This is a genomic window from uncultured Bacteroides sp., from assembly GCF_910586915.1.
Lineage (GTDB): Bacteria > Bacteroidota > Bacteroidia > Bacteroidales > Bacteroidaceae > Bacteroides.
Genome location: NZ_CAJULN010000020.1, coordinates 1 through 14397, shown reverse-complemented (window position 1 = coordinate 14397; position 14397 = coordinate 1). Strand labels below are relative to the sequence as shown.

General features: G+C 40.8%; 11 protein-coding genes and 2 pseudogenes. 11 read left to right on the top strand and 2 right to left on the bottom strand.

Annotation, left to right across the window (positions count from 1 at the left end):
• Positions 1-59: 59 nt before the first annotated feature.
• The 11 genes and pseudogenes from QZ331_RS08770 (at position 60) to QZ331_RS08720 (ending at position 12247) form a co-directional block, all read left to right on the top strand.
• Positions 60-266, top strand: coding sequence for a helix-turn-helix transcriptional regulator (locus QZ331_RS08770; RefSeq protein ID WP_135185654.1), 207 nt, complete (start codon positions 60-62; stop codon positions 264-266).
• A gap of 47 nt (positions 267-313) precedes the next feature.
• Complete coding sequence (locus QZ331_RS08765; RefSeq protein ID WP_294629540.1) at positions 314-1810, top strand: class I SAM-dependent DNA methyltransferase; 1497 nt, start codon at positions 314-316, stop codon at positions 1808-1810.
• Between the two features lie 4 nt (positions 1811-1814).
• Complete coding sequence (locus tag QZ331_RS08760) at positions 1815-2936, top strand: restriction endonuclease subunit S (protein ID WP_257421537.1); 1122 nt, start codon at positions 1815-1817, stop codon at positions 2934-2936.
• A gap of 14 nt (positions 2937-2950) precedes the next feature.
• Positions 2951-3973: a Fic family protein gene (locus tag QZ331_RS08755; RefSeq protein WP_257421541.1), complete on the top strand. Its 1023-nt coding sequence runs from the start codon at positions 2951-2953 to the stop codon at positions 3971-3973.
• A 5-nt stretch (positions 3974-3978) separates the two neighbouring features.
• On the top strand, positions 3979-7332 hold the full coding sequence (locus QZ331_RS08750) for a DEAD/DEAH box helicase family protein (protein WP_270459780.1): 3354 nt from the start codon (positions 3979-3981) through the stop codon (positions 7330-7332).
• Between the two features lie 31 nt (positions 7333-7363).
• Positions 7364-8191, top strand: coding sequence for a GIY-YIG nuclease family protein (locus QZ331_RS08745; RefSeq protein ID WP_257421551.1), 828 nt, complete (start codon positions 7364-7366; stop codon positions 8189-8191).
• A 5-nt stretch (positions 8192-8196) separates the two neighbouring features.
• Positions 8197-8595, top strand: a complete 399-nt coding sequence (locus QZ331_RS08740) for a hypothetical protein (protein WP_007665829.1) — start codon at positions 8197-8199, stop codon at positions 8593-8595.
• The gene (locus QZ331_RS08735) at positions 8588-8869 is read left to right on the top strand and encodes a hypothetical protein (protein ID WP_007665830.1); all 282 of its coding nucleotides are present in this window, start codon (positions 8588-8590) and stop codon (positions 8867-8869) included. Before QZ331_RS08740 ends, QZ331_RS08735 begins: the two co-directional genes overlap by 8 nt.
• 43 nt (positions 8870-8912) lie before the next feature.
• Positions 8913-10016: pseudogene (locus QZ331_RS08730) on the top strand (Fic family protein).
• Positions 10016-11406: pseudogene (gene rhuM / locus QZ331_RS08725) on the top strand (RhuM family protein). The pseudogenes QZ331_RS08730 and rhuM overlap by 1 nt, the downstream one beginning before the upstream one ends.
• A 34-nt stretch (positions 11407-11440) precedes the next feature.
• Positions 11441-12247 carry a metallophosphoesterase gene (locus tag QZ331_RS08720; RefSeq protein ID WP_294629539.1) on the top strand — a complete coding sequence of 269 codons (807 nt, stop codon included), beginning with the start codon at positions 11441-11443 and terminating at the stop codon, positions 12245-12247.
• A gap of 203 nt (positions 12248-12450) precedes the next feature.
• Here QZ331_RS08720 and QZ331_RS08715 read toward each other — a convergent pair whose 3' ends face one another.
• The gene (locus tag QZ331_RS08715; RefSeq protein WP_294629538.1) at positions 12451-13302 is read right to left on the bottom strand and encodes a hypothetical protein; all 852 of its coding nucleotides are present in this window, start codon (positions 13300-13302) and stop codon (positions 12451-12453) included.
• Between the two features lie 11 nt (positions 13303-13313).
• Positions 13314-14397, bottom strand: a 1084-nt coding sequence (locus tag QZ331_RS08710) for an ATP-binding protein (RefSeq protein WP_294629537.1), incomplete at its 5' end; no start/stop codon positions are given.

Genomic DNA, 14397 nt, shown 5'->3' with positions numbered 1-14397 from the left:
TCTTTTTATAGCATAATATTTTATATCTTTGCATATATATATGATATAAAGACAAAGCAATGGATAAACCCATGAATCGGATAAAAGAAGTGCTTGAAGAAAGAGGCATAAAACAAACTTGGCTAGCTGAGAAACTTGGCAAGAGTTTCTGTATAGTTAATGCGTATGTATGTAACAGACGGCAACCCAGTTTAGAAGTGTTGTTTGAGATAGCCAAAATCCTAAATGTAGATGTTAAGGAACTTATTCATTCATCCGAGAAATAACGAATATCCTTGTTTTACCCATTCAATAAATTAAAAACAGAAATAATATGATTACAGGCGATATAAAACAAAAGGTGGATGACGTATGGCAAACATTTTGGAACAATGGTTTTACCCAACCATCGGCAATCTTTGAACAAATTATCTATCTGCTCTTCATGAAGATGCTTGACGATAAGCAACGTGAAAAAGAAGCGATAGCCAACCTTACGGGCGATGTTTTGCTTAACCCTACATTCCCCAGCGGTGTGTGGCATAATCCATCCACCAATCAAGATGTGCCCTACAACGAAATGCGTTGGCACGTTTTCAAAGAAATGGAGCCGACTAAAATGTTGAATCGGGTGCGCAACGATGTGTTTATCTTCCTGCGTTATATGGGAAAAGAGGGTTCGGCTTATAGAAAGGCTATGGAAGACACGGTTTTTCAGATTACCAATGCTCGACTGTTATCTCGTGTTATTGAAGGTATTGAAAAAATTACTTCCGATGGTGCAGACATGATGGGCGATGTATATGAGTACATGCTTGGCATCATGGCGGCATCGGGTACTAACGGACAATTCCGTACCCCCCGCCATATCATCCGCATGATGGTGAAACTGATGCGTCCTACTCTTGATGATACCATCTGCGACCCGGCTATGGGTTCCGCCGGTTTTATTATGGAAGCGGCCAAATACATTGCAGAGTATCAAAGCGATGAATTGCTCAATACTGAAGAAGGAGACCGTTTCCGCAAAGAGATATTTCACGGTTCCGATTCGGACGCTTCTATGCTCCGAATCGGCTGCATGAACATGATGCTTCACGATGTGGATGAGCCAAATCTGTACTACCGTAACTCACTGTCGAATGAAAACAACGATACAAACCGCTATACCCTTTGCCTTGCCAATCCTCCGTTTGCAGGGAGTCTCGATGCTGACGACATAGCGCATACGCTGAAAGCGGTTGTCAAAACTAAGAAAACTGAGCTGTTGTTTCTTGCCTTGATGATGCGGATGCTTCAGTCGGGCGGACGGTGTGCTTCCATCGTACCGGATACGGTTCTCACAGGCGATGCACAAGCCTATAAAACCATACGCTCCGCATTGGTGGACAACCATTGTATGCAAGCCGTCATCACGATGCCTTCAGGTATATTCCAGCCTTACAGTCCCGTTTCCACCGCCATCATCATCTTTACCAAGACAGGTACAGGCGGTACTGACAAGGTCTGGTTCTACGATATGCGTGCTGATGGTTTCTCACTGACGACACAGCGCACCCCACAACCTGAACAGAACGATATTCCCGACATCATCTCACGCTTCCATAACCTCGAAGCGGAAACCGATCGTAGTCGCAAAGAGCAATCATTCTTTGTCACTGCCGATGAAATACGTGCCAACGGCTACGACCTCAGCTATAAGCGTTATCACGAAGTAGAGCATGAGGCTGTTGAATACGAAGTTCCTGAGGCTATCATTGCCCGTATGGAAGAAAGACAGAAGGCTATTGATGCAGCCTTTGCCAAGTTCAAGAAACTGCTAAATTCGTAAGGGTATGAAAGTGGATAAATCAAAGTGGGAGAATACTTTAATAAAAGATTCTATCAAGACTCTAAAAGTCAAAGATGCAGTTCAAAAGAAAGATTACCTTTTAACTGGGAAATATCCCATTATTTCTCAGGAAAAAGACTTTATATCCGGATATTGTAACACAGAAGACAATCTCAATAAAGATTTAGGAAGTATCGTCATCTTCGGAGACCATACCCGTACTGTCAAATATGTAGATTTTGATTTCTGTGTAGGTGCAGATGGTGTTAAAGTATTACAACCTAACAACAGCTTATCTGCTAAATACCTATATTATTTCATTAAGTGGTCAAACATACCGAGTAACGGTTATGCAAGACATTTCAAGTTCTTGAAAGAGGTAAAAATTAAATACCCAACAGACAAATCTATTCAACAAGCAATAGCGACTGAATTGGATGCACTGCAAGAAATGATTGACGGCTACAAAGCGCAGATTGCCGACCTTGATGTCCTCACACAATCTAAATTCGTTGATACCTTTGGAAATGTTTCGGTTAATGATAAATGTTGGGATATTATACTAATGGGGAAACTTGGTGACTTTAAAAATGGACTAAACTATAGTAAGGGAGAGAGAGGAAAGCCATTGAAAATAATAGGCGTTGGAGACTTTCAAGACCATAAATGTATTTCCTCATTTGACAATATATCCTATATAGAAGTTGAAGACACGCCACAAGAATATTTACTTCATAATGAAGATATTATATTTGTACGTTCTAATGGGAACAAAAATTTAGTTGGCAGATGCTTGGAGGTTTTTCCTAATAATACAGAAGTAACCTTCAGCGGGTTCTGCATTCGATTTAGAAAGTCTGTGGAGATTATAAATAAGTACCTGATAGCTGTATTAACGAATATTGAATTTAAGAACACTCATATTTTGAAATCAAATGGCATTGGTATTCAAAATATTAACCAGAAATTATTGAGTAGTTTGCCTATACCTGTTCCTCTAATTGATATGCAGAAAAAATATGCCTCACAAGTCGAAGCCATCGAAAAGCAAAAAGAGTTGATTCGCCAGCAATTAGCCGATGCCGAGAATCTGATGGCAGAACGGATGCAGTATTATTTCTCTTAAAACAAGCCGACAGTATGAAAGAGATAGATAAAAAACTGATAGATACCATCAACCGATATACTGCTTCGGGGATAGACCAGCAGGTAGATTATGAAAAATTCTACCTCTATTCACTGATTACCCATTCTACGGCTATCGAAGGTTCGACTGTTACCGAAATAGAAAACCAGTTGTTGTTTGACGAGGGAATTGCAGCCAAAGGGAGAAGCCTGAATGAGCAGATGATGAATGTGGATTTGAAAAACGCATACCTCTATGGCTTTGAATGGGCGAAAACCGAACAGCCATACACCGTTGAACTATTATGTGAATTGTCTGCCAAAGTAATGCGTCGTACTGGATCGGAATACTCCACTATAGGCGGCAGTTTCGATTCCTCAAAAGGGGAATTGCGACGGTGCAACGTAAGTGCCGGAATCGGAGGCAGAAGTTATCTGGCATTTCAAAAAGTACCCAAAGCAACAGCCGACTTCTGCGATTGGTTAAACGGAGAACTGGCATCTATAGATAGAGGCGATATAGCGGCATGTTATCGGTTGAGTTTTGAAGCGCACTTTCGGCTTGTCACCATTCATCCGTGGGTTGATGGCAACGGGCGTACAACCCGATTGCTGATGAATATCGTACAACGACAGTTAGGTCTTATCCCATCTATTGTTACGAAAGAGACAAAAGGTGAATATATTCAGGCTTTGATTGACAGTCGTGAACAAGAAGACAGTACCATTATACAAGATGTAATGCTTACCCAACATATCACCAATCTAGAAAATCGGATTTTACAGTATCAGCAAAGCATAAATGATACTGTAAAAGGAGAAGGTGATACTGTAAATGATACTGCAACGCCTAAAGACACGACAACCCGACTTATTGCTGCCATTAAAGAATACCCGAAATATACATACGATGAATATGCGAAACTCCTAAACATCGGCCGTGCCACTGTTGCACGACATATCAAAAAGTTGAATGGAACGGTCATTCAGCGCACCGGATCAGATAAAGATGGCTATTGGGAATTTATAAAAGACTAAAAGTTATGAGGAACTTCGACATCATAAAAGACATTGACGGATTAAAAACGATTTATCGTTATTGTGCCACGGCTGAGGATTTTCAAGTGGCTAACCCAATGGTTTCTGCCATGCAAGCCCGACTTGCACTGGAAATGATGGTAAAAACCGTTTACCGCTTGAAAGGATGGCAGATAGGGGAACGTGCCTCGTTGCTTTCGCTCACCACCGACGAACGCTTTACGGCATTCATCAATAGCGAAGATCTGATGAAACGCATCCATTATGTGCGTAAGATTGGAAACAATGCCGCCCACGCCGATGATGGATTTGTAGGACGCAGAGAATCCTTCTTCACCGTACTGAATCTTTATTACATCATCGGTTCTATCCTGTTGGCTTGGAGGGTGATTGATACCTTGCCCGATTTTGACAAAAAACTGATTCTTCAATCAACCTCGCAACCGAACACTCTTGCTATTGTTCCTCAAACAGACCAGACACAAACCGTTACCACACAAGCAGCCGACAGTGTTGCACAAGCAGTAGAAGAGAGTTCGGATGCACAGCCCACAACGGTGGAAGCACAGCCTGTGGTAAACGACCTCTCGGAAGCGGAAACCCGAAAGTTGTATATCGACTTGTTGCTGCATGAAGCAGGCTGGACGGTAAACGAACAGGGGGGAGAAATCATCCCTCGCCAAGCCGGAATAGAGATAGGGGTGCAAGGTATGCCGAATGAGGGCGGTGTGGGTTATGCAGACTATGTCCTGTTCGATGCCGATGGAATACCGCTGGCTGTAGTGGAAGCCAAACGTACCAGTGTGGATGCGGCAGTCGGTCGTCATCAAGCCGAACTGTATGCCGATTGTCTAGCATCACGCTATGCTTGTCCTCGCCCGGTCATCTACTATACCAATGGGTTTGAGACCCACGTGATAGACGGAATCGGCTATCCATCGCGCAAGGTGATGGGGTTCCATACCATTGACGAGTTGCGCCGTATGATTGCGCAGCGTAGTCGAGGCGATATTACCGATTTGCAAATTTCGGACAAGATAACCAATCGCAACTACCAGAAGCGGGTGATTGAATCGGTCTGCAAGCACTACAACGACAAACACCGCCGTGCCTTGTTGGTTATGGCTACCGGTACGGGAAAGACACGTGTCAGCATTTCGCTTGTGGATGTGTTGGTGCGAAACAACTGGGTAAAGAATGTGCTGTTTCTTGCCGACCGCATCGAACTGGTCAATCAGGCAAAAAAGAATTATACCAAGTTGTTGCCTAACATGACGGTCAGTTCCTTGCGCGATAGCGATGTGGACCTGTCGGCACGCATCCTCTTCGCCACCTATCAGACCATGATTGGGCATTTAGATAAAGATACCAAGACGTTCTCGTTAGGCAGGTTCGACCTCATTATCATCGACGAAGCCCACCGTAGTGTGTTTGGCAAATACGGGGCTATCTTTGAGTATTTCGATGGACTCCTCTTAGGATTGACAGCCACTCCGCGCGATGAAGTAGACCGTTCGACATACGACCTGTTCGGTATGGAGCAAGGCGAACCGACTGACAGCTACGAATACGATGAAGCCGTTGCCGATGGCTATCTCAACCCATTCAAAGCGATTAAAGACAACTCGAAAATTCTGACCGAAGGTATTAATCCCGACCAACTTACCCCGGGAGAACGGAAACAGTTGGAAGAGATTTTCGAGTATGAGAAAATGAAAGCTGGATTAGAACCAGATGACCCGTACAGCCGCACCATTAACGCAACGGAGATATTCAAATACATTTTCAACCAAGATACCGTTGACCATGTGCTGAATAGGCTGATGAACGACGGCATCCGGGTGAAAGACAATACCCTGATAGGTAAAACCATCATCTTTGCCTACAACCACAAGCACGCCGTGTTTATTGCCGAACGGTTTGCAGTACTCTATCCCGACTTGGGACCGGACTTCTGCAGGGTCATCGATAACTACGAGAAGTATTCGTCTGACCTGCTTGATAAGTTTGCAGATGTAAGCAAACAACCTCAGATTGCCGTATCGGTAGATATGCTCGACACAGGTATTGATGTGCCTGAGATTGTGAATTTGGTTTTCTTCAAGCCCATCCATTCCAAGATAAAATTCTGGCAAATGATAGGTAGAGGTACACGCTTGTGCGAAAACCTGTTTGGCGAAGGACAACACAAAAAAGAGTTCTTGATATTCGACTTTTACCGGAACTTTGAGTATTTCGAGATGCATCCCGAAGGTGCCCGACCTACAAAGTCGCAATCCATCGTCAGTTTGATATTTAATCTGCGTACGGACATCAAATTCGCCTTGCAAGACGGCAAGTATCAAAGCAACGAGGAGGCAAAGGCTTTTCACAACGACCTTGCCGACATTCTGCACCAACAAATTGCCGCCTTGAACAGAAACCGGATAGATGTGCGCCTGCAACTGAGAGCCGTTGAAACATACGCCAATCCGGAAGCCATGACCTGTTTGACGCTTGGCGATGCAATGGCTATGAAAAGCAATATTTCACCATTGCTTAAAAACGCCACTACCGATACGTCTGCATTGAAACTTGATGCACTTGTGCTCAAATCTCAACTTGCCTTGGTGGACGAAACAGTCAATTCAACCTCCTCAGAGCGGAAGATAATGGACATAGCCGCTTATCTCAAAGAAAAGAAAGCATCCATTCCGCAGGTAATGGCAAAGATGGATGTACTGGACGAAGTGCTGTCTCCCCACTTCTGGGAATCCAAAAGTTTGGGTTCACTCGAACGTATCAGGAAAGAGCTTCGTGAACTCATCCAATACTTGGATGGCGGTACGGTAGGACAAACGTTTACCATCAATGTGACAGACACGTTTGAAGAGGATAATTCGGGAGTCAATGTAACCCCTATCCGCACCTATCGCCGCCGGGTGGAGGATTATCTCAAAGAACATTTGTCGGATGACGATACATTGCAGAAGATATACCACCTTGACCCGCTTTCCGAACAAGACATCGCCCGATTGGAACAGATTTTCTGGGAAGAGTTGGGTTCAAAAGAAGAGTTTGAGGCACAAACAAGAACCAAGCCATACCAGCATAATGTGGCAGCTTTCATCCGTTCCATCATTGGCGTGGAGCAGGATATAGCATTGGAAAAATATCGTGCATTGATTCATGGTGCGGAACTGACTCGTATGCAAGAGGAGTATCTGCGTACACTCATTCGTTATGTATGTGAAAATGGGGATATTGCCACTGTTGTATTGCAGCAACCACCTTTCAATAAGTTCACAGCTATCTTCCGTGATAGCCCTAAAGCACTTATTGATTATGTAAAACTAATCAGTAGGGTGATTGCGGCGTAAATAAAAGAACAATAGAAAACAGAAGATAATTATGGGGAAGACAGTAACAACATATCTCATAGACGGAGACCCGAAAGGAACTCAATATGCATTCATCAGCAATAAGATTTGCCAGATGTTTGTCGTGCCACGTTCTAACCTCTCTTATCTGAATACTCAAGAGAAGTTGCAGAAACCTGCATTTTATATATTACTGGGCGAAGATGAATCAACTAAGCCGCAGGCATACATTGGTGAAACGGAAAATTTTAAAGAGCGTGTGAAAGACCACGACAGCAAGAAGGTGTTTTGGCAAAAAGCACTTATATTCGTGTCGAAAGATGCCGATATGACTAAAGTTGATGTGCAATACCTAGAACATAAAGCGATAGCTGAAGCCAAGAAAGCAAACGCTTTTGTTTTAAGCGATAATAAACAAATCCCTAAAGCACCGAATCTACCAGAGCATCAACAAGATTCAATGGATGAATTTTTTGAAGATGTGAAATTTCTGGCATCATTTATCGGTTGCAATATCTTTGAAGTATCACAACCCAAAGAGGAACATCTATTCTACACCAAAGGTAGAGGGTGCAATGCAAAGGGCTTCTACAGTTCCGATGGCTTTACAGTCCTAAAAGGGAGTATTGTTGCCAAAACAATGGTTCCGTCTTTCAACTGGAAAGAAAAACGAGAAAAGATGCTTCAAGATTACACTTCCAACGAGAACGGAATATTGGTATTAACATCGGATAAAACTTTTTCAAGCCCCAGTACTGCCGCAGATTTCTGTATTGGTAGCAGCAATAACGGCTGGTTGGTATGGAAAGACAAAGATGGAAATACTCTAGATTCTGTTTATAGAAAACAATTAGAATAAAAGAGATGAAGATATTTTCTAAAATTCACAACTTCCTATGTGATACAAGTAGAGTGAACTGTGAACTGCAGTGGGTAAAAAAAGGATGGTACATAATATTGTTAATTATCTCATCAATATATGTGTTCAAAAACTTTGATACACTTGTGAATCAATGCTTTATTTGCAAATTTGACGGAAATAGTTTAATATTAATTTTATGGTTATTGTTATTAATAATGCCTCTTATCAATAGTATAGAAGGATACGGTTTTAAGCTTAATAAAGAACAAGCTAAACAAGATGAAATAACACATAAAATCAAACTCTTAAGAGACGATGTTATTAAGCAAAGTGATACTCTAGATCCGACCGAATTAGAAAAGCAATTAAAAGACATTCAAAAAGAACATACAAATGAATAATTATAATAGAAATCAAGAATTAACCCGCAAATATATTCGTGAATTGATTGATGACGGATTAAAACAGATGAAAGATTATAATCTTTCAGAGGACTTGTATGGTGTATGGCTAAAATATTCTCAACAAGTTTTGGAAATAACAACCAAAGATTATAATCCTGCAATCTTATTGAATTATCTTAGTGTAATTATGTCAATTAATCCACAATTAAAACCTTACCAAAAAATTGGGATATGTTTGGATTATCTTATAGGTATACTGAGAATTATTTAACATCAACCAATATAATAGAAGCGGATTAATTCAGACATATTCAATGATTAACTTCGACGAATACATCCCAACAAGGCAAGCCGCAAAAGCGTGAAAAAGGCTATGCGTGGCAAACAGCAATAGGACTTCAAGCAGTAGATGGCTTGAAGCCCTCAAATTATCTTATTGAAACTGCTCGCAAGCATATTGAGGGAGACATAACCATTGATGAAGTACAACAACTTATCAAGAGTTACTACGATTCAAAAGACATTCGTACTGAAAAGGATAATGAAACAGAGGAAGCCGATAAAGTTTCTGCCAATATAACCAAGCTATTGAATGAGCGTTCGTTTGCCTTTACCGTAGCTGGATTGACCGCCATTCATCGGCGGATATTTGATGGAGTATTCAAGTTTGCCGGACAAATCAGAGATTACAATATCACCCAAAAAGAATGGGTGCTTCGTGGCGATACGGTGTTCTATGTGTCTGCTCCCGACATCCGTAGAGCCATAGAATATGACCTTGAACAAGAAAAGGCTTTTGATTATACGGAATTGGATATAAACCAAATAGTAAGTCATATTACCCAATTCGTATCCGGGTTGTGGCAGATTCATCCGTTTGGAGAAGGCAATACCCGAACTACAGCAGTGTTCACCATCCAGTATTTACGCTCAATGGGATTCAATGTTGAGAATAACCTTTTCGCCAATCATTCTTGGTATTTCCGTAATGCTTTAGTTAGAGCTAATTATCAAAACAACAAAAGGGCATCAAAAGAGATTCTGTCTACTTGGAACGATTCTTCCGCAACCTTTTGATAGGAGAAAACAATGAATTGAGGAATCGTTTCATGGTGGTTAATGCACCCGAAGATATCGCTATCTCTACCCCGACAAGCTCAGACAATCCCTTACAAATAGATAATGAGAATATCAGCCGCTTAATAAAGGCTATTGCAAACAATAGATTATCAGTTAAAGAGATGATGGCTTCCGTAGGATTAAAGAACCGTGAGAATTTTATGGAATACTCACTCAATCCAGCCATAAAAGAGGGATTTGTTTCTATGCTCTACCCAGACAAGCCCCGTCATCCTCGTCAGAAATATATGTTGACGATTAAAGGATTGGCGGTGTATAATTCAAACAATCTGAAATAATGATAGACGAGAACAACACATCCCCTATTCAATCCGACTTTGAGCGAATTAAAAAGCGAGACGCAAAAGGTTTAGAGTACTGGACTTCTCGTGAGCTGTGCACTGCACTAGGCTATAGTGTACATATCAAAAATTCAATCGTATCCTAAACAGAGCTATCGCCATAGCCAATAAGAAAGGTTGTAATACTACCGGGCATTTTAACCCTACGATTGAAATGGTAAAACAGGCTTCCGGTTCCTTTCGTAAGGTGGAGAATATACATCTATCACGAATCGCTTGTTTGATGATTGCGGAAAATGCCGATAGCAAGAAGCCGCAAGTGCAAATGGCAAGAGAATATTTCAAACAAGAAATATCAACTCCTGAATTAATCGACAATAGTCTATCATCCAAGATATTGCTATATAAGACGAAACAAGGAGAAAGTCGTATAGAGGTCATCTTTAATAGTGAAACATTTTGGATGTCGCAAAAGCGAATGGCTGATTTGTTTGGTGTCGAAACGAATACGATTAACAATCATCTGAAAGATATATTCAAAAGCGGTGAATTGAACGAGAACTCAGTTATTCGAAAAATTCGAACAACTGCCCATGATGGCAAAAACGATGATACATTGTTCTATAATTTGGATGCGGTTTTTGCCGTTGGTTATCGTGTGGGCAGTTATCAAGCGGGCCAATTTCGGATGTGGGCTACATCGGTTCTAAAAGAAATGAGCATAAAAGGATTTGTATTGAATGATGAACGCTTGAAACAGGGCAAACATTTTGGCAAAGATTATTTTGACGACCTATTAGAACGTATCCGAGAGATACGAGCTTCAGAACGTCGGTATTATCAGAAAATCACCGATATCTATGCCGAATGTAGTGCCGATTATGACCCTAAGGCAGAGACCACCCTACAATTCTTCAAAATGGTGCAAGATATGATGCATTGGGCTACTTCACATCAAACGGCTACCGAAATCATCTATTCAAGAGCAGATGCCCAAATGCCCCACATGGGACTTACCACGTGGAAAAACGCTCCTGACGGTAGAGTTCAAAAGTCGGATACAATTATCGTCCAGAATTACCTATCAGACAAAGAAGTTTCTGCTTTCAATCGTCTTTCAACCGCTTTCCTTGATTTGGCTGAACTTCGTGCCGAACGGCAAATCATTTCCACAATGGCAGATTGGAAAAAGCAATTGGATGATTTCTTGACTCTATATGAGTATGATAAATATAATGAGGCTGACACCATTTCCGCCGAACAAGCGAAAGAAAAGGCATACGCTGAATATGATAAATTTCGCTTGATTCAAGATAATGAGTTTCTTTCAGATTTTGATAAGGAACTCAAGAGGTGGAAAGAGAAAGGGTTGTTTGGTAAAGATTAATTCTATCTATAAACACTATTAACAGGAACATAAGATGAACCATAACGGCATATTCTCACTATCTTTTCCCGAAGCTAAGACAATTATTGTCTCTGGTGATATTCATGGAGACTTTAATCAGTTGGTGTTCAAACTCTGCATCCAATATCAGCTTACGGACACCTTGCTAATTGTAGCCGGGGATTGTGGCTTTGGCTTCGAAAAGAAAGAGTACTATGAACAGATGGTTAGACGAAATGTCAAGCGAATGAACCAAGCCAACAATTGGATTGTGTTTGTGCGAGGTAATCATGATAATCCAGCTTATTTCGATGGAGCAATGTTCAACTTCGAACGCTTCATCGCTATTCCAGATTATACTATTCTACAAGCCTGTAATCATACCATCCTTTGTGTTGGTGGAGCTATCTCTATTGACCGTATCTATCGCATAAATGAATGGGATAAACGCAAATACCGTGTTCATTCAAATGAACCGCAAGAAAATGATATTTCTCGCAATTTATATTGGCAGAACAAAGCTCCTATTTACGATTCTGATAAGCTGAATACCATCCGTGCAAACTTCTTGATTGATACAGTTGTCACACATACCGCACCTTCATATTGCGAACTATTCTCAAAAAGCAATCTTAACCAATGGGCTGAGAACGATCCTTCATTAATTGAGGATATACAATTTGAACGAAAAACGATGGATATGCTTCTAAACCATCTCAAAACCAACAATCATCCGATAAATCATTGGTATTATGGGCATTTTCATCAAAGTTGGCATTCTGCTATTGATGGAATACTATATCAGATGCTCGATATTATGGAATTCTGTCAAATATATTGATTTATACCATTTCGGGTATAATAATGATGCAATAGACAGAATTATACCCGATAGAATATAATAGTTGTTACCTGAATATAAGTGTTCCTATTAGGGCATACAAATATTTTCCATAGTGGACAACGGAAGCAATTACATTTTTTCAAGCGAATAAATCTGACTTATTACACTTTTTAAAACGAATAAAAGATGAGGGAGCAATATCAATATTCAAACATAATATATCCTTCTTGGTCATAACCTTTTCGTTCATGATGGATACGATCTATCAACTGCTGCAAATCACTCTCATCTGACTTAATGTCCTTAAAACGACAATACTGTTCATCGTATCTTTTTCCGGAACCGGACTTCAAACGAGAGTCAATATCGGAAGGAATTAGAAATGAAAAACGTTCCGCTCCTAAATATTGTTGAAATTCAAAGAGAAATATGCCAATACCTGCTAAATCAAAATCACCGAAATGAAGATAATGATTGGGAATAGTACATAGCCATCTTCTAAGATCTGTTGATTGTGGGTAGCGGGACACAAAGAGTGCTTTTTTCGGAAGCTTATGCGCTTGAAGATATTTTTCGAAAAATACTCTTTGATTGCGAATCATTCTGAAATTTTCCATATTCTCGATACCTATCACTACTACGTCTTTAGGTATTGTGAACGTCTCCCATTCTGCGACAAAAACAAAACTCCCTTTTTGTGGGTTTACCATAAAAGGTTCTCCGTTAAGCCTACACCCAATAGGCTCATAGCTGTTTACAGGGAATCCTGGGCAGGAACGAACCATAACAAGTTTGGAGTTACCTGTTTCTGTCGCCATAGAAGCGCGTGAATCTGAGATATTTACTTCGAGAATGCGATAGTTTTCATCCTTATCGATCAGAAATCTTTTTAAAGCTTCAGTATCACGGGCACGATATGATTTTCTTGAGCCGTGGGAGGTAACTAATAGCATACCCTCGGTCAATAGTTCATCCCGTAACTTACTGCTTAGTTTTGAACCTGTGACTTGTTCACCTGCTATCAATGCTTGTATAGACGCACTTATTGCCATATTGTATCCGACTATTTTATTCGTTTCAATAATTTTTCCACTCTCGTCTTCACTCCATACTTACTCAGAAGATAGGTATAACGATAGTCGTAAGGATTATAGGATGTGGGGGAACTATTGATGAGATAGATATTGCGTGAATTGGCAAATTGGAGAATACCTTTGATATTGTTAGGATGCAAGCGTCCTATCTCATCCATCATGCAATGTACAATGAAATCACCACTCTTTCGGGCTGCCTTTTTCTTAAAGACGTTGATGAGCATGATATTGACCATTGCCTTCACAAGAATGTCCGTACCATCTGACCCTACATTATTAATACGCTCGACCCAGTTCGTGTCGTTATCGTTTTCCTTTACTCGAAATTGTAAGCGGAATGCGTCACTCAATGATACAGATGAACGATTCGGTTCGTTCTGCAACTGATGAGATAAACTCTTCAGATAATCCACGACCTTGAGGTTCACTTCATCCCGATTATTGCTTGAGAAAAGATTAAGTTCACCGATAGAGAGCGCATTTTCTACGGTATAATCATGAATGGATATAAGCAGTTGCATGAGCTTGTCTGAGGATTCATTCGCTCTTAGCTCAATGCTCTTGATGACTCCAGCAAAGTTCTTTTCTACAAAATCACGATTGATGTCAAGTATCACTCCGTCCACATCCGATCTACGTTTCATCAGCGAACCAATTTCGGTTGAGATACGTCCCAAAATGTCTTTATAATGCTCGCTGGTACGTCGGCGGAACTCATCGATTTTGTTATTGTCCATGAACTCCTGCAAATCAACGGCAATTTGCAGATAATCATTGTCCGTCACAGGCATCGTGTTGAAACGGAAAGTATTTTGAGGCTTGAAGTTGCGATTGAAACTAACCACTATATCTTTAAGTTTGTCGATTGACTCGCGTTTTTGATTGACAGTACCTCTAAGTTGGCTCAGGAGTTGCTGACAATCCAAATGTGTCTCCATTGTCTTGTCATCAGAGAGATAAGTGTCGGGTACCAAATGTTCGTTCTCGACCATTTGATGATATGTAATAGTCAAGACTTGTTCTGACATTTGTTTTACTATCGGACAAAAAAAC

Bases quoted from the DNA above. Each gene is read 5' to 3' on its own strand.
- QZ331_RS08770 (WP_135185654.1), top strand. From the start codon at position 60: ATGGATAAACCCATGAATCGGATAAAAGAAGTGCTTGAAGAAAGAGGC.
- QZ331_RS08765 (WP_294629540.1), top strand. From the start codon at position 314: ATGATTACAGGCGATATAAAACAAAAGGTGGATGACGTATGGCAAACA.
- QZ331_RS08760 (WP_257421537.1), top strand. From the start codon at position 1,815: ATGAAAGTGGATAAATCAAAGTGGGAGAATACTTTAATAAAAGATTCT.
- QZ331_RS08755 (WP_257421541.1), top strand. From the start codon at position 2,951: ATGAAAGAGATAGATAAAAAACTGATAGATACCATCAACCGATATACT.
- QZ331_RS08750 (WP_270459780.1), top strand. From the start codon at position 3,979: ATGAGGAACTTCGACATCATAAAAGACATTGACGGATTAAAAACGATT.
- QZ331_RS08745 (WP_257421551.1), top strand. From the start codon at position 7,364: ATGGGGAAGACAGTAACAACATATCTCATAGACGGAGACCCGAAAGGA.
- QZ331_RS08740 (WP_007665829.1), top strand. From the start codon at position 8,197: ATGAAGATATTTTCTAAAATTCACAACTTCCTATGTGATACAAGTAGA.
- QZ331_RS08735 (WP_007665830.1), top strand. From the start codon at position 8,588: ATGAATAATTATAATAGAAATCAAGAATTAACCCGCAAATATATTCGT.
- QZ331_RS08720 (WP_294629539.1), top strand. From the start codon at position 11,441: ATGAACCATAACGGCATATTCTCACTATCTTTTCCCGAAGCTAAGACA.
- QZ331_RS08715 (WP_294629538.1), bottom strand. From the start codon at position 13,302: ATGGCAATAAGTGCGTCTATACAAGCATTGATAGCAGGTGAACAAGTC.